This window comes from Piscibacillus halophilus (assembly GCF_900110685.1).
Taxonomy (GTDB): domain Bacteria; phylum Bacillota; class Bacilli; order Bacillales; family Alkalibacillaceae; genus Piscibacillus; species Piscibacillus halophilus.
Genome location: NZ_FOES01000008.1, coordinates 29187 through 45813 on the forward strand (window position 1 = coordinate 29187; position 16627 = coordinate 45813).

A 16627-nucleotide genomic window follows, 5' to 3' on the forward strand; every position below is an offset into this window, starting at 1 on the left:
ACATATAGTAAATAACTAATACGACTATATTTACAACATTATTTATAGCTATGGAGGTATGATTATGTCTATTAAAAAGAAGCTGGGAATGGGTGTGTTATCAGCGACACTAGGTATTTCATTAATTGGCGGAGGAACATTTGCTTACTTTAGTGACACAGAAGAAACAAATAACACATTTGCAGCAGGTACTTTAGATCTAAATTTAAAATCTACTGATGATAGTGAAGAAGTGAACGTAAATATTGACAATATGAAACCAGGCGATTGGAAAGTTCATCAAATTCGTTTATACAATGATGGATCTTTAAACTTCAAGGATGTGGTGATGTCATCTTCATATGAAGTAACAGATGATAAAGGTGATAACGATGGAGAAGACTTTGCAGATCATCTCCATGTCAACATTTTGGATACAGCTACAAATACAAATATTGTAAGTTGGACTCCTTTAAGTGAAATTGATGATACTGTTTTAACAGAAAATTTAGAGGCTGGTGCCAGACAAATTCTTAGATTTGACTTCAAATTTATCGATAATGGCGAGGATCAAAACAAATTCCAGGGTGACGCAATTGATCTTAACTTAACATTTGAAGCAAGCCAAGAAGATGGCAGTCTTAGATAATTAATTAGGAAAGGTGAGAAATCTCACCTTTCCAGTGTTTGTTTTTTATCATAAGTCTATTATTTATTAATAGATTTACGATAAGGAATAAGCGTAATACTGATTCCTTAGATAGGGGGAAAATAATGCGAAGATATACGAGGGTCGTAAAGTATCGTAAGAAACATCAGAAGCTGATATTACTGATTAAAATAATTGCAATTTGGTATTTTAGTGTGTTTTTTGTTTCTATGTTAACCTCTGGTACCCAAGCTTACTTTAACAGCCAACCACATTCTAGTGTATCAATTAATGCTGCTGATTCGTGGTGGGACGGAAGCGAACTGATTTTTACTGGTAAAAATACTCAAAATGTAAAAGCTTGTGCACCAGAAGAAATAAGTGTTGAAATTAAGAATATTGGAAAAGACATGTATGATTCTGCAACTTTTGAAGTGTATTTCACAACAACAGGTAAACCACAAAATCCTCATGGAGAAAAGGTTGGAGAAGGAGTTATAGAACCTTTAAATAAAGATGAGGTTAAGGATATAGTCTATTTAGCCGAAGAGAATGGCTTCTATGAATTTAAAGCTTATCAGCATAAAGACTATGAAGGTGAAAATGTAGAAATTTGGAGCGAAAAAGTACATGTGAACTGCAATGCAGCAAATGAGGAAAAAGATAAAGGTGATGAGAAAGAGCAGAATGAAGTAGAAAGTGCACCAGTGAACGAAGATAGTAAAGAAGAAGTTAATAAATCAGTAGAAGATCATCAAGAGAAAGAACAAGACGAGGAAGGTTCAAAGCAGGAAGAAAAGCAACAAGAGGAAGAGACAGGTAAAGAAGATGAGGTTCAATCTGTAAATGAAGAGCAAGACCAGAGTGAAGATAACGTAGAGAAAGAAAACTCAAACGCCGATAGTGAAAAAGGTTTAGAAAATAAAGATTCTAAAGGTGACCTTAAAGGTTCAGAAAAAGATTCCTCTAAAGAAGAGAATGATGAAACAGCTGATTCAGAGGAATAAAGGTGGAGTAACGATGAAAAGACTTAATAAATATTTAAACCTAAAAACAGCAAAAAAAGTATTCAGTGGAGTAGTTAGTGTAATCCTCGCCATAACTTTAATCATCATGTTATTTACGGTAATTACAGTTAAAGCCTCAGGTGGGGAACCTGAAGTGTTTGGATATCAAATAAAGACAGTTTTATCTGGATCAATGGAACCAGAATTTAAAACGGGATCGATTATTGCTGTAAAACCTGGAGGGGATATGACTCGCTTTAAGGATGGTGATGTCATTACGTTCATGGAAGAGGATAGGTTAATTACTCACCGTGTTATTGAAGTTGTTCATAGTGGTGAGAACGTAATGTATAGAACTAAAGGGGACAACAACGATGCCCCTGATCGTAACTTAGTTTTATCAGATAATGTGGTAGCTGAATATAAAGGTTTTACGATTCCATATGTAGGATATATAGCGAGTTTTGCTCAATCTAAAGAGGGTGGGGCGCTGTTGTTAATCTTACCTGGGTTACTTTTATTGGGTTATGCAGGTTATTCCATATGGCAAGGTTTGAGTCAATTAGAAAATCGTAAAGAAAAAAGTAACAAAACTGAGAAGGTAAAAGAAGACCCAGTATAAATATTTTAAAAGCTCCCAGTAGGGGTGTGAAAAGAAGGTGAAATGATGAAAAAGCACTTGAGACATATCTTTTTAATCTCAAAAGCTTTGGTAATCATGGTTATGATGATTTCTAGTATTCAATATCATGATAAAGTTTTTGCAGATAGTGATAATTTATCAATTTCAACTACTCCTGATCAAGTTATATTCGACGTTAACAATATCAAGCCAGGAGATTGGTTTGAAAGAGAATTTACAGTTGAAAACGATGGAGATTTAGACATAGTTTATTATATTGATAGTCGGATGATTAATGGGTCTGAAAAGTTATATAATCATATGAATCTGACTATTAAAGATTCAAGTGGTGACGTTTTATATAATGGAAAATTAGGAGATTATAAGGGTTTGGAGTACCGCGAATTAGCAATAGGTGAAAAAGATGAGTTGATGTTAATTGCCGAATTTCCTCCAGAGTCTGGGAATGAATATCAAGGTTTAAAGACAAATTTTGTTATTAGGGTGAATGCACGTGAAGAACCAATAGATGTACCTGAAGACATTGAAAAACCAGATGAACAAGACCGTGAACAAGATGATCTTGCTAGTGGAGTGGGAGATTCAGGAGGAGACAAAGATTCAACTGACGGTGAACAAGTGAAAGGAAACAGCGCCCTTCCTCAAACCGGTGAACAAATACCCTACTTATTTTATATTATTGGGGGAATCTTCTTATTAAGTGGAGTGACTCTATATCTAATTACTCGTAGGTTGGCACGTGATCATAAGTGAAAAAACTGGTTGCGGTTCTTTTCATTATAATGGGTATAGGAATAATCGCATTTCCACATGTTCAAAATCAACTCTATGCATCAAAAGAAGATGAGCTAGTTCGAGAGTTTCAAAACTTAAATCAGGTTTTTAATCAAAACCAAGAACGCTCAGAAATCGAATTGGAGGACGATGACCATGATGTAAGTGAGACTCAAAATAGCTCTCTAGATTCTCGTGTAATTGGTTTATTGCATATTGAAAAAATTGATCTAACTGTTCCGATGTTACAAGGGGCTTCGGAGGAAAACTTGGACATAGGTGTGGGGATCATGGATGGAACCGATCCTCTAGGCAATGTTGGAAATACAGGTATTGCAGGCCACAGAAGTTATACAGAAGGACGCTTGTTTAATCGTTTAGATGAAATATCTAAAGGCGATGAGATCATCATTGAAACATTAGACGGTGAGTGGCTGTATGAAGTCTTTGATACTAAAATTGTCACCCCTGATGATGTTTCTGTGTTAGAGCCAATGGCTGAAGAATCTATTATAACTTTAATAACGTGTGAACCAATGTATGATCCTACCCACCGCATCATTGTTCACGCAAAAAAAATTGATGATGATGCCTCATAACGGGGCATCTTTTTGTACATAAAAAAATCGCCAAATTAGGCGATTTTAATCATCTTCTTTTTTCATTTTCCATTTATTAAATTCAAGGAAGTTTTTGAATTCTTCTTTTGATATGCCTGAACTCATCGCTTCTTTGACTAAATTCTCCCACTCTGAATCAAGTCCAGATTCTCCTTCTTCAACAGTATCTTTGATTAAGTGGTCAATCGTAATATTTAATTCATTGGCAACTTTTTCTAAAAATTGGACGGATGGGTTTTGTTGTATATTTCGTTCAAGGGCGCTTAAATACGATTTAGCAACTCCTGCTCGTTCAGCTAACTCTGTTAATGACATACCTTTTTCCTGCCTATATTTTTTGACGCGCTCACCGATCATTTATGAAAACTCCTTAACGTTTACAGTATTAATTATAATCTTATCAATAATATAGCACAATTTCACAGAAAAAAGTTAGGTCAATTCTTGAAATTCGGTCTAATTCGTTTTATTTTTTTGAGTAGACTTGTTAAGATGTTAGTGTTAGAAAAATTTTCTGTCCAAAGTGAGTGTTACAACATGACAAAAGAGCAGTGGTATTTTATTAATACAGGAACGAATGATGCCGCTTATAATATGGCGTTTGATGAGTGTTTATTAAGGTGGCATAGCGAAGGGAAAATTCCACCTGTGCTGCGTTTTTATACTTGGACGCCAGCAGCGATGTCGGTTGGATATTTTCAGAAGGTTGAAGGAAAGATACATACGGAGAATATTAAACATCACGGGTTTGATTTCGTTCGACGCCTAACTGGTGGTCGTGCAGTACTACATGATCACGAATTAACATATAGTGTTGTCGTTTCTGAAGATCATCCAGAAATGCCGAAAACAGTCACGGAAGCTTATCGTGTTATTACGAAAGGGCTGTTAGAAGGTTATCGTAATTTAGGCATTGATGCCGATATGGCGGTGCCTGAAGGGAAACTGCAACAAACAGGTTCAGCAGTTTGTTTTGATGAACCTTCGTGGTATGAACTAGTGATTGGCGGAAAGAAAGCGGCAGGTAGTGCTCAAACTCGTAAGCAAGGTGTCATCTTACAGCACGGGTCTGTGCCAATTAGTATGGATGATGATGTGTTGTTTGACTTGTTTGCATTTCCTAATGAGAAGGTTAGAGATCGTTCAAAGGAAAAGTTTAAGGAAAAAGCAACCTCGATGGAAGAATATTTAGGTCGTGAGTTGTCGCTAGAAGAAGTTGAGGACGCCTTTTATCAAGGTTTTGAAAAAGGTTTAGATATAGAGTTAGTCCCTTTTGAGTTAACAGATGAGCAAAAGCAGGAAGTTAAGATGTTAGCAAAAGAGAAATACGAGTCAGATGAGTGGAATTTTTCACTTAGTAAAAAGGGAGTCAAGTAAATAAAATTCGAAGGGGTGGCATGGATGACGAACAAGAATGAATACGTTAGAAAGCCAGAATGGTTAAAAATTAAGTTAAACACGAACAAGAACTACACTGGTCTAAAGAAAATGATGCGTGAGAAAAACTTACATACTGTATGTGAGGAAGCGCGTTGCCCGAATATTCACGAGTGTTGGGCAGTTCGTAAAACGGCTACATTTATGATTTTAGGTAAAGTATGTACGCGTGGTTGCCGTTTCTGTGCGGTTCAAACAGGTCTTCCAACTGAAATTGATTGGCAAGAGCCGGAGCGTGTAGCGGAGTCAGTTGAAATTATGGGGCTTCGCCATGCAGTCATCACAGCTGTTGCACGTGATGACTTAAAAGATGGCGGTGCGGGTGTTTTCGCAGAGACTGTAAAAGCTGTCCGCGAACGTAATCCCGGTACGACGGTTGAAGTTCTACCTTCTGATATGAAAGGTGACTATGATAGCTTACGCACATTAATGGACGCGAAGCCAGATATTTTCAATCACAATATTGAAACGGTTCGTCGATTAACACCGACTGTTCGTTCTAAGGCAACGTACGATCGTTCATTAACGTTATTAAAACGTGTTAAAGAAGTAGCTCCTGACGTACCGACAAAATCAAGTATCATGGTAGGTTTAGGTGAAACAAAAGAAGAAATCATCGAAGCAATGGATGACTTATTAGCACATGACGTTGATATTCTTACGATTGGTCAATATTTACAACCAACTCGTAATCACTTAAATGTCGTTCGTTATTATGAGCCACAAGAATTTGCAGAATTACGTAAAATCGCCTTCCAAAAAGGCTTTAAACATTGTCAAGCTGGCCCATTAGTTCGTTCATCTTACCACGCGGATGAGCAGGTAAGTGAAGCAGCAAAACGTCGACGCGAACAATATGAAGAACATTACATGAAAAACCCATCGTAATGAAGAAAAATCCCCTTAGCCTTGGATATGGCTAAGAGGATTTTGTGTGATTAAGTAAAACGTGTCTATAGAAATTGAAAACGTGTCGATAGAATCGGAAAACATGACCATAGAAATTGAAAACGTGTCGATAGAATCGGAAAACATGACCATAGAAATTGAAAACGTGCCTATAGAGTCGGAAAACATGCCGATAGAATTTGCAAACGTGTCGATAGAATTCGAAAACATGCCGATAAAATAGAAAAACATGTCCATAGATTCCTAAAACATGACTTTGAATACTTATATGATTGAAAAATACACCCATAGAATTTAGAAAAGCCCCTATAGATTTAAGAAATGCGCTTATAGATTTTAAAAACCCACCTATAGATTCTAGAAATACTCTTATAGAATTCAAATAAGCACCCATAGAAATAATAAATACATTTATAAAAAAAGTAACACAGACCACAAAAGTCTGTGTTACTAATCTTAATTACAGCGGCTGTTCCCTGGAATCGGGTGCTTTTTGATCTAAACTATCTAGACGTTTAAGTAAGCCGACTCCGAATTCACCTCGTATGTCTAAGTTTTCATTATAGATACTGTTAGTTGATTCATATGCAGATGATCCGTGCTCTGAAAAGTCGAGTCCAGCAATTTCGTCTTCGCGAGATACTCTGATTGAACCTGCACGAGTGACAATGAATAACGCAAGGCCTGTTGCTAAAGATGTCCAGAGAACGACGCTTAAGACACCCAAAGCTTGAATACCTAAAAGCTCAACACTTCCTGTATAGAAAAGCCCGCCTTCAACAGCGAATAATCCAACGGCGATGGTCCCCCAAATACCACAAATACCGTGAACTGTAATCGCGCCAACAGGGTCATCAATTTTTAGCACGCGATCTAACAACTGAACGGCTTCGACTAAGATAACTCCTGCAATTAAACCGATGATGATGGCGCCAAATGGTGTGACATCAGCTGTACCGGCTGTGATACCAACCAGGCCGGCTAAAGCACCGTTTAATGTTAACGTAGCATCAATACGTTTAAACTTAACATAAGAATAAAGGCCTGATGCCACGATTCCAGCTGAAGCAGCCAATAAAGTGGTCGCGATTACGGATGGAATTAATGTCGGGTCTGCTGCTAGCGTGCTCCCCCCGTTAAACCCAAACCATCCAAACCATAATATGAAGACACCTAATGCGCCAATTGGTATGTTGTGTCCTGGAATGACATTCACTTTATTGTTTTTGCCGTATTTACCAATCCGTGGTCCTAATACTAATACCGTTATTAATCCCCCAACAGCTCCAGTCAAGTGAACGACTGATGACCCGGCAAAATCAACAAATCCTAAACTTGCCAGCCAACCGTCCCCCCAGATCCAGTGACCAACAATTGGATAAATAAGTCCTGTCATAAATATCGTTAGTAACAAGTATGAGCTTAGTTTGATTCGTTCAGCGACAGCCCCTGAAATAATGGTGGCACATGTAGCGGCGAACATGGCCTGGAATACAAAAAATCCGATTTGGTCGACTTGACCTTGTAAAAAGAAACCTGATGTTCCAACGAATCCCCCTAAAGTGTTACCGAACATAAGGCCAAACCCAATTAAAAAGTAAAGAACTGATGCGATTGCAATTGTCATCATGTTTTTCATCAAAATGTTTAATGCGTTTTTAGAACGTGTAAAACCTGTTTCGACCATGGCGAAACCTGCGTGCATGAAGAACACGAGGAAAGCCCCTAGCATCATCCAAACCATATCAATCGAATCAATTAGTGGTGCCACTTCTTGTGACGTTGCGGCAAACGATACGGTTGGAATAAAGAATAATCCAATCATGATCGTTAATACTCTTTTAATCATTATTTACTCCCCCTAAATTAATGCTTCTTTTCCAAGTTCACCAGTTCGAATTCGATATACATTCTCGACTGGAGAGACAAAAATTTTCCCATCACCGACCTGACCTGTTGAGCAAGTGTCTAAAATGGTATTAACCAGCCCATTGACTTCATGGTCATCTACGACTAGCTCTACTTTAACTTTTGGATAAAGCTTTACTTCATATTTTGTACCTCTAAACATGCCTTCTTGACCTTTTTGTTGGCCACATCCAGCAACTTCAGAAATCGTCATTCCTTTCACACCTTTTTGATCAAGTGTTTCCCTAAGTTCTTGAAACATCTCTGGGCGAATAATCGCTTCAATCTTTTTCATAAATAATCACCCCTATATATTTTGTTAACTTTCTTAACATCTTATGTTATTAATATTTATAATACGCATATTATTCAGAAAAATCAACCGTTATTTTTAATTTATGTAAGGAAAGTTAACATAAATAAAAAAACGCCCGAAAATTGGGCGCCTTAAACTGGAATCATTTTATTGTTTATTAGTCATTAAGTGATTTTCATAAATGACATCATAAAGATCTTTATAAGAAACATGTTCATCTTTTAATTCGGTAGGTGATTCGAGGCCAGCAGCGGCAGCAATATTAAATAATCCTTCTCGAATCGAAATGACATAATTGGTCACACGATATGACTTCTCTTCGATATCTAGAGCTTGCTGTAATTTTTTATCTGTGGTTGCAACACCAACTGGGCAGTGGTTAGTGTGACAAACTTGTGCCATAATACAACCAACTGTCACCATGAAGGCTCTAGCCACTTGTACTAAGTCTGCACCTAGAGCTAAGGCAATAGCGATCCGATCAGGTGTAAACAATTTACCTGAGGCAATGATTTTAACACGGTCCCGTACATCTTGATCTACTAGCGCTTGGTGTAAAATTGGGATAGCTGACTTGATAGGTAGACCGACACTATCGGCAAGCTCTTGGTAAGTTGCTCCAGTGCCGCCTTCACTACCATCAACCGAAATGAAGTCTGGAGATTGGCCAGTTTCCTTCATTATTTTAGCTAAATTGTCAATGTCGCTTTGTTGTCCAACGACTATTTTAATTCCTACTGGTTTTCCTGTGACGTCTCGTATTCGATCTATAAAATCCAACATTTCATAAACGTTATTAAACTCTTTGAATCGATTAGGACTGTCGACTGTTTGATAAGGTTTAATGTTTCGAATCTCAGCGATTTCTTCAGTTACTTTCTCGGCTTCAACATGTCCTCCACGAGTTTTGGCTCCTTGTGCAAGCTTTAATTCGAAGGCTTTAATTTGTTTGATCTCTGACTTCTTCTTTAGTTCTTCCCAGGACATTTCTCCCTCTTGAGTTCGAACTCCGAATAGACCTGGTCCGATTTGCATGATTAAGTCGACGTTTCCTTTTAAATGATATTCGGATACTCCTCCTTCGCCTGTATTCATCCATGTGCCGCCTGCTCGACCGAGTCCAAGGGATAAAGCTGTAATGGCTCTGTCTCCCAAAGCCCCATAGCTCATCCCGGACATTCCGATCAGTCCTTTTGCGACGAAGGGATGTGTACATTGCTCGCCTATGGTAACGGCGTATTGGTCATCTAAAAAGTAAGGTCCGCTTTCTTTTTGAATACGATATTCTCTGCGCGAGAAAAGATGTTCTTTTTCAATATAGTAAGCGTAAGTTTGAATTTTTTCTTTTTGATCAATCGCTAATTCTTCTGTTAACTTGGGAAACATCGTATTTTTTATGTAATAACCTGGTTGATCAAAATCTCGCTGCGATCCAAATCCGACCATGCGTTTTTTGTATTTTGCCGGTAAGACAATATTTTGATAATCTTTTCTAGAAAAAGGTTTCCCGTCATTATCCCCAGTAAAAAGGTACTGTCGTAATTCAGGTCCAATACTTTCGAAAAAGTAGCGCACCCTACCTATTAATGGATAGTTTTTTAATACAGAATGGCGTTTTTGATTGCGGTCTACAAAATAACTGTAAATCATGAAAACGCTAGGAACCAATAAAAAAGAAAGAATAATAATTAATAAAATTAATGATGCGATTTCTATCATTGACTCGCCCCCTAAATATATATATAATTCAAGCGTGAAAATAAAATAGAATGACTCTATAGTCTTTAGGTACCAATATATCACAATAGAATACATGAATCATACATGAATATAGAGTGAGAGAGGTATAGCAATGGATAGTTTATTATTTATATTAATGTTAATTGGTGCTCTCGGAGTTTCCTCTCAATGGATTGCGTGGCGTTTTCGTATGCCGGCTATCGTTGTGATGTCAGTGATGGGTTTGTTAGCAGGTCCAATCCTAGGTATTATAAGCCCGCAAGAAGATTTAGGTAGTATGTACAGCCCTCTAATTTCAATTGCGGTAGGGATTATATTATTCGAAGGAAGTCTAAATTTAGATTTCCGTGAAATTAAAGGACTCGGAAAACCAATATTTCGTATTACAACGCTAGGGGCTTTCCTAGCGTGGATTATAGGTTCATTAGCTGCACACTATATTGCTGATTTATCCTGGGCGGTCGCTTTTGTTATCGGTGGTATTTTCATCGTTACGGGACCAACTGTTATTTTACCATTATTACGACAAGCAAAACTAAAGCCCAGGCCAGCTGCGATCTTAAAATGGGAAGGGATTATTGTCGACCCATTTGGTGCTTTAGTCGCTGTTTTCGCTTTTGAGTTTGTAAAGTTTGTCACGATGGATACTGTAACATTTGCTACGATTCTAGCCTTCTTGGCCGGTTCATTACTCGGGGCTGCAATTGGTGCGTTCTTTGGTTATGGAATCGGTTGGATGTTCGAAAACGGTTATGTACCTGAATTTCTAAAGTCACCAGTTGTTCTTGCCAGCGTTGTCATGGCGTTTGCGTTAAGTGACACCGTTATGCATGAGACAGGATTATTGGCTGTGACAGTCATGGGGATGACAATCGCCAATATGCATATTTCGTCTATTGGGGATATGCGTCACTTTAAGGAAAACATATCCATATTACTTATATCGGTTATCTTTATTATGTTAACTGCATCGTTAAATCGAGAAACGTTATTGTCGATTTTTGACTGGCATATTATTTTATTCATTTTAATTATGCTATTTGTGACTCGTCCATTAAGTATATTCTTATCAACGATTAATACTGATTTACAATTTAAAGAAAAATTACTTGTTGGTTGGATTGCACCTCGCGGAATTGTGGCATTAACCGTTTCAGGTTATTTTGCGGGAGTATTACTTGAAGCTGGATTTGATGATGCAGAGATCTTAACATCCTTAACATTTGGCCTAGTGTTTGCGACGGTTGTTGCTCACGGATTCTCATTAGGTTGGGTGGCCCGTCGATTGGGCTTATCAACAGAAAGTAAGCCAGGAGTACTCATTGTGGGCTCGAGTAAATTCTCTGTTAACTTAGCGAAAGTATTAGAAGATTTAAATATTCCAGTGTTAATTAGTGATTCCTCTTGGAGCCGTCTCTCTCACGCGAGAAGACTAGGTGTTCCTTATGAACATGGTGAAATCCTATCTGAGCAGACAGACTATCAGATCGATCTAACTCCTTATGAATATATGATTGGTCTGACGGAGTATGATTCATACAACACACTTGTGAGCTCAACTTTTATGCCGGCATTTGGCCGCGAACATTTATTCCAGTTGCCTTTACAAGTGAATCAAGGGGATCATTTGGAAGACGTTAGCAAGCACATCAGTGGACGCTTATTATTTGAAGAAGGAGCTAACTGGAGTGCCTTAAATGAAAAAATCAATAAAGGATTCTTGTTCAAGAAAACGACGATTACACAGAAATATACGTACAATCAATTCTTGAAAGATCTTGATTCAGAAAGCGTATTGCTCTTTATTCTAAGGAAGTCAGGTAATATTGACTTCTTTACTCCGAAAAGCGAAATTCGTCCTGAAGCAGGCGACACTGTTGTATCTTTGCAAAAACCTGTCCAAAATTAATAATGACCTAGCCGTTTATTAACGGCTAGGTTTTTTTGGTATTCTGGACGAAATGGATTAATGATTTATGAGGCTTTTTTCATGAAGACTAAATTCTCATTATTACGAAAATATGTTTTGCAGGATTTGGTAAAGGGTATATAGAAGTAGAGGTTATGCGAAGAAATTTTCATAATATAATAATTGATGTTATATTTTGGGGGTTTTATGAACTTTTCCGACATATTGTGAGGATTTGTAACTATTACGAAGGATATAAGAAGTAAATAGAGGATAATAATTTTATAGTTCAAGACATAAGTTTATAGAAAAGATAATTCTATTATATCCGATTATACCGAGTTTGTGTGATAGTTGTTTTTTTAGATATCATTAAATAGACAAGTCATGGAATTTTCAAAAAATGATGGATAGATGTGTACCTGACCTGGAGGGGAGGACAAAAGTGAATATAGTAAAAGTAATCTTTCAAAAAGTCGATCGGGCTTTTATGAAGTTGGAAGAATTTATCTTAAGTTTTTCCATTATTTTAATTGCAATTATGATTGTGGGGAATGTTATTGCTCGTGAAGTATTTAATTCTGGAGCGTTTTACTTTGCATATGAAGTAAGTAAATTTGCGATTGTGATTGCTACTTTTATGGGAATTGGCTATGCTGCGCGAAAAGGTCGTCATATTAGTATGTCAGCATTTTATGACTTTGCGCCGTTTAAAGTACGAAAAGTTATGATGATTATCATTAATTTTGTAACAGCCATCATCATGTTTGTAATGGCTTATTATACATATCAATACGTAATGTTTGAATATAACACTGGAGCTATTACGACTTCATTACAATTACCAAGGTATTTAATGGCTGTTTTTCTACCAATTGGATTTCTCGTGGCAGGAATTCAGTTTTTACGTAATACCTTTGTAAACTTTACGAAGAAAGCGTCAGATAAGGTTTATTTAGGTACGGATGCGGTCGATTATAACGATGACAAAGATAAGGACGTTAAATTAGAAGATATTTCTTCTATATAACAAAGAAAAAGTGGAGAGGACAATAGTATGTTAACTACTTTAATTACCATTATGGCCATATTCTTACTGTTGAACTTCCCGATGATGATCCCTTTAATTTTAGGGCCATTAATCGTCATGTTAGTTTATAATTCAACAGTAACAATGGACTTACTGATGGGGCAATTATTAACCGGCATTGAATCTCCAGTGCTATTATGTGTACCGCTATTTATTTTTGCGGCAGACATAATGACGGCTGGTAAAACGTCTGAACGTTTACTTGATTTCGTCGGTGCTTTCGTTGGTCATATTCGTGGTGGTTACGCCGTCACAACAGCAGCTTCTTGTACAATGTTTGGTGCCATTTCTGGGTCAACGCAAGCAACGGTTGTTGCAGTTGGTCGACCGATGAGAGAACGTTTATTAAAAGTTGGTTATAAGGACTCGAGTGCCATGGCTTTAATTATTAACTCGAGTGATGTTGCTTTGTTGATCCCACCTAGTATTGGGATGATTATTTACGCATTAGCAGCTGGATCTGGAGTATCTGTTGGTGATTTATTTATTGCAGGGATTATTCCAGGTATTATCGTCTTTTTAGCATTTGCTACATATAGTATCGTTTATGCAAAAGTAAAAGACATTCCATTGGCTCCGAAAGCCAATTGGTCCGAAAGATTTAAATACTTTAGAAAAGCATTATTACCATTAGGTTTTCCCATACTAATTGTTGGTGGGATTTATAAAGGTTGGTTTACACCTGTTGAAGCATCAGGGATATCAGTGCTTTATGCATTAATTTTAGAGGTGTTAATTTATAGAACAATTCCGTTTAAGAAAATTCCTAGTATTGCATTATCAACAGGCTTAGTCACATCAGCTGTATTTATTCTAGTTGCTGGTGGACAGTTATTTACTTGGGTGTTAGGTTATGCTCAAATTCCACAGCAGATTACTGAAGCTGTATTAGGATCTGATCCAAGTGCTTTATATGTATTAATTATCGTAAGTATATTCTTCTTTATTGGGTGTATGTTTGTTGACCCGATTGTGGTTATACTAATCTTAACTCCAATCTTTGTGCCGGCAGCTACAGCAGCAGACGTTAACTTGATACATTTAGGAATCATTGTTACGTTCCAGGCAGCATTAGGGTCAGCCACACCACCTTTTGGCGTGGATATCTTTACAGCCAGTGCGGTGTTTAAAAAACCTTATTGGGAAGTTATTAAGAGTACACCGCCATACATCATTATGTTATTAGCGATTGGAGCATTGTTAATTCTCTTCCCAGAACTATCATTAGTTCTAATTGATTAAAGTTATAAAGTGTGTTTCAAAAGCACTTTAAATAAAATTATTACAAAATTATTAGGGGGTAATGGTTATTTTTAACAAGAAGCTTTTAGTAATGTTAATTGCAATCCTTTCACTAGGCTTATTCTTAGCCGCTTGTGGTGGTGGAGATAGTGAAGAAAGTACTGGTGGCGAAGAAGCTAACGGTGGAGAAGAAGCTAACGGTGGAGAAGAATCAAACGAAGAGTCTGAAGGTGAGTCAAGCGAAGGCTCTGGCGATGGTGAATTTGAAGAACAAGAATGGCAAATCGTAACTGAGGAGCTTCAAGGTGAAGTTCAGTACGAATATGCGGCAGAATTTGCTAGCCGTATTGAAGAAAAAACAGATGGAGCAATCACTGTTGAGCCTTTAGAATATGGGGCATTAGGTAGTGAGGTTAACCAAGCACAGCTTTTACAACAAGGCGGTGTTGAAATGGCCGTTATGTCACCGGGTTTCACAGGAGGACAGGTGCCTGATGGACAAATTTTCTCTCTACACTATTTCTTCCCGGCAGACCCTGAATTAACTCAGGAAGTATTAACAAATAGTGAAGCTTTAAATACAGATTTAAGAGCAAAATATGAAGAGCATAATATTTCACCTTTATCTTTCTGGACGGAAGGATCCATGGCTTGGACTAGTAATGTAGGTATTGAGTCACCTTCTGATTGGGAAGGTCTAAACATGCGTGTTCAAGAGTCGCCACTAATGCGTGAGACTTATGACGCGTATGGTGCAACTGTACAGTCGTTAAGCTGGGGTGAGCTATACACAGCTTTAGACCGTGAAACAGTTGACGCACAGGAAAACCCACTATTCTTTATTGAATCAGCAAGTTTCCACGAAGTACAAGATACGGTTACCATTTCGAACCATAATAACTATATTGCCATGACGACTGTTAATACGGATTGGTATAATGGCCTTTCAGATGCCGAAAAAGATTTAATTGATGAAACAGTCGCAGAAATGCAAGAATGGGTATTCGATGAGCAGAAGCAACAAAACGAAGCAGGTCTTCAAGCAATTGAAGAAGACACTGAAATTATCCGTCTAACAGATGAGCAGATTGCTGAGTTTAAAGAAGCAGCTGAACCTGTTCACGAATTCTACCGAAATGAAGTAGAAGGAATCGATCCAGACTTATATGACAAGTTAAAAGAAGAAATTGCTGAAATTACAGGTGAATAATAATGTGGCCAGGTTTTCACAACCTGGCCTATTTATTTTTAAAGGATTGACACTTAAGGATGATCAACTTATAATTAATAATACAAACATATACTTCTCCAAAGGGGAGTAGCTTAATACGTTATAGTCGTCATGACGAGGGAAATTCTCCGGCTGTAACGGCAACGTTATAAATGTTGTAAGCGAGACCTTTACGCGAACGGTGATTGCGTAAAGGTTTTTTATATTTTATAAGCCTTGATCGCAATTTCGCGGTAAAGGCTTTTTTATTTTGGGTAAACATATTAAAACATCTAGTGTAGCTAACAAATAAAATTTTCCGTATAAAAAGCCTATGTTTGTATTCAAACTACAAAGGTAAGGGAGCGATTGTGAAATGGATGCAGGATTATTACTTGAATATGGATGGGTACTACTCGTATTAATAGCTTTAGAAGGAGTTTTAGCAGCAGATAACGCACTAGTATTAGCTATTATGGTCAAACACCTGCCAGAAAAAGAACGTAAAAAAGCGTTATTTTATGGTTTATTTGGAGCATTTGTATTACGTGTCGGGTCTTTATTTATCATTTCGTTCTTAGTTGATGTATGGCAGGTTCAGGCTTTAGGTTCAGCGTACTTATTATACATTGCGATTAATCATTTGATTAAGAAACGGCTTAAAAAGAGGGAAAAGGATACCCCTGAAGAAGCGGACGCCAAGAAGGATACTAAAGGTACAGGTTTTTGGATGACCGTTGCAAAAGTGGAATTCGCGGATATTGCTTTTGCTGTCGACTCTATTTTAGCAGCCGTCGCTTTAGCAATGGCGTTACCATCAACCCCATTACCTCAAATTGGTGGCATGGATGGTGGTAAATTCTTAGTCGTTTTAATGGGTGGTTTAATCGGGGTTATTATTATGAGGTTTGCGGCAACATACTTTGTTAAGTTATTGAAGAAACGACCTGGATTGGAAACAGCAGCCTTTCTCATCGTTGGTTGGGTAGGGATTAAATTGGCAGTTATTACCTTATCGCATGAAGATATCGGCTTAATACCATATGATTTTGCTCATTCGACTTGGTGGAAATTAGCGTTCTATATCGTACTAGTCACGATCGCTGTTATTGGATGGTTCTCTTCTGGAAAACAAGAAATTGATGAGGAGGAAATCGAACAGATCAAAGAATAAGTAGAAAAAAGAGCTAACCT

General features: G+C 37.5%; 17 protein-coding genes. 13 read left to right on the forward strand and 4 right to left on the reverse strand.

The annotated features are described in order from the left end of the window. The first annotated feature begins 64 nt into the window (after window positions 1-64). The 5 genes from BMY57_RS05855 (at window position 65) to BMY57_RS05875 (ending at window position 3651) form a co-directional block, all read left to right on the forward strand. Entirely contained in the window at window positions 65-628 is a 564-nt protein-coding gene (locus BMY57_RS05855; RefSeq protein ID WP_091773097.1) for a TasA family protein, read from the forward strand. 125 nt (window positions 629-753) lie between these two features. After that, a complete protein-coding gene (gene tapA, locus BMY57_RS05860; protein ID WP_091773098.1) occupies window positions 754-1635 on the forward strand; it encodes an amyloid fiber anchoring/assembly protein TapA in 882 nt (293 codons plus the stop codon). Between the two features lie 13 nt (window positions 1636-1648). Beyond that, complete coding sequence (sipW, locus tag BMY57_RS05865) at window positions 1649-2257, forward strand: signal peptidase I SipW (protein ID WP_091773099.1); 609 nt, start codon at window positions 1649-1651, stop codon at window positions 2255-2257. A 45-nt stretch (window positions 2258-2302) separates the two neighbouring features. Continuing rightward, a complete protein-coding gene (locus BMY57_RS05870; RefSeq protein WP_177176338.1) occupies window positions 2303-3031 on the forward strand; it encodes a TasA family protein in 729 nt (242 codons plus the stop codon). After that, entirely contained in the window at window positions 3028-3651 is a 624-nt protein-coding gene (locus BMY57_RS05875; protein ID WP_091773101.1) for a class D sortase, read from the forward strand. The genes BMY57_RS05870 and BMY57_RS05875 overlap by 4 nt, the downstream gene beginning before the upstream one ends. 45 nt (window positions 3652-3696) lie before the next feature. Here the strand turns inward: BMY57_RS05875 and BMY57_RS05880 are convergent, their stop codons facing one another. Then, entirely contained in the window at window positions 3697-4029 is a 333-nt protein-coding gene (locus BMY57_RS05880) for a helix-turn-helix domain-containing protein (RefSeq protein ID WP_091773102.1), read from the reverse strand. A 180-nt stretch (window positions 4030-4209) separates the two neighbouring features. Between BMY57_RS05880 and lipM the strand changes: the two genes are divergently transcribed. The 3 genes from lipM to BMY57_RS05895 all read left to right on the forward strand — a co-directional run bounded on the left by lipM (window position 4210) and on the right by BMY57_RS05895 (window position 6241). Beyond that, window positions 4210-5049, forward strand: coding sequence for a lipoate--protein ligase family protein (gene lipM / locus BMY57_RS05885; RefSeq protein ID WP_091773143.1), 840 nt, complete (start codon window positions 4210-4212; stop codon window positions 5047-5049). Window positions 5050-5073: 24 nt separating this feature from the next. After that, complete coding sequence (gene lipA, locus BMY57_RS05890; RefSeq protein ID WP_091773103.1) at window positions 5074-5997, forward strand: lipoyl synthase; 924 nt, start codon at window positions 5074-5076, stop codon at window positions 5995-5997. Between the two features lie 61 nt (window positions 5998-6058). After that, complete coding sequence (locus tag BMY57_RS05895) at window positions 6059-6241, forward strand: hypothetical protein (protein WP_091773104.1); 183 nt, start codon at window positions 6059-6061, stop codon at window positions 6239-6241. A gap of 237 nt (window positions 6242-6478) precedes the next feature. Here BMY57_RS05895 and BMY57_RS05900 read toward each other — a convergent pair whose 3' ends face one another. The 3 genes from BMY57_RS05900 to BMY57_RS05910 form a co-directional block, all read right to left on the reverse strand. Next, window positions 6479-7867, reverse strand: coding sequence for an ammonium transporter (locus BMY57_RS05900; protein ID WP_091773105.1), 1389 nt, complete (start codon window positions 7865-7867; stop codon window positions 6479-6481). A gap of 12 nt (window positions 7868-7879) precedes the next feature. Further along, complete coding sequence (locus tag BMY57_RS05905; RefSeq protein WP_091773106.1) at window positions 7880-8221, reverse strand: P-II family nitrogen regulator; 342 nt, start codon at window positions 8219-8221, stop codon at window positions 7880-7882. A gap of 168 nt (window positions 8222-8389) precedes the next feature. Continuing rightward, window positions 8390-9961, reverse strand: coding sequence for an FMN-binding glutamate synthase family protein (locus BMY57_RS05910; RefSeq protein WP_091773107.1), 1572 nt, complete (start codon window positions 9959-9961; stop codon window positions 8390-8392). 133 nt (window positions 9962-10094) lie between these two features. Between BMY57_RS05910 and BMY57_RS05915 the strand changes: the two genes are divergently transcribed. From BMY57_RS05915 to BMY57_RS05935, 5 genes are all read left to right on the forward strand, one after another. Beyond that, complete coding sequence (locus BMY57_RS05915; RefSeq protein ID WP_091773108.1) at window positions 10095-11891, forward strand: cation:proton antiporter; 1797 nt, start codon at window positions 10095-10097, stop codon at window positions 11889-11891. A gap of 445 nt (window positions 11892-12336) precedes the next feature. After that, window positions 12337-12921: a TRAP transporter small permease gene (locus BMY57_RS05920; protein WP_246247161.1), complete on the forward strand. Its 585-nt coding sequence runs from the start codon at window positions 12337-12339 to the stop codon at window positions 12919-12921. Between the two features lie 27 nt (window positions 12922-12948). Continuing rightward, window positions 12949-14223, forward strand: a complete 1275-nt coding sequence (locus BMY57_RS05925) for a TRAP transporter large permease (RefSeq protein WP_091773109.1) — start codon at window positions 12949-12951, stop codon at window positions 14221-14223. Window positions 14224-14314: 91 nt separating this feature from the next. Beyond that, entirely contained in the window at window positions 14315-15433 is a 1119-nt protein-coding gene (dctP, locus tag BMY57_RS05930) for a TRAP transporter substrate-binding protein DctP (RefSeq protein ID WP_256205252.1), read from the forward strand. 376 nt (window positions 15434-15809) lie between these two features. Continuing rightward, window positions 15810-16607 carry a TerC family protein gene (locus tag BMY57_RS05935; protein WP_091773111.1) on the forward strand — a complete coding sequence of 266 codons (798 nt, stop codon included), beginning with the start codon at window positions 15810-15812 and terminating at the stop codon, window positions 16605-16607. Window positions 16608-16627: the final 20 nt, after the last annotated feature.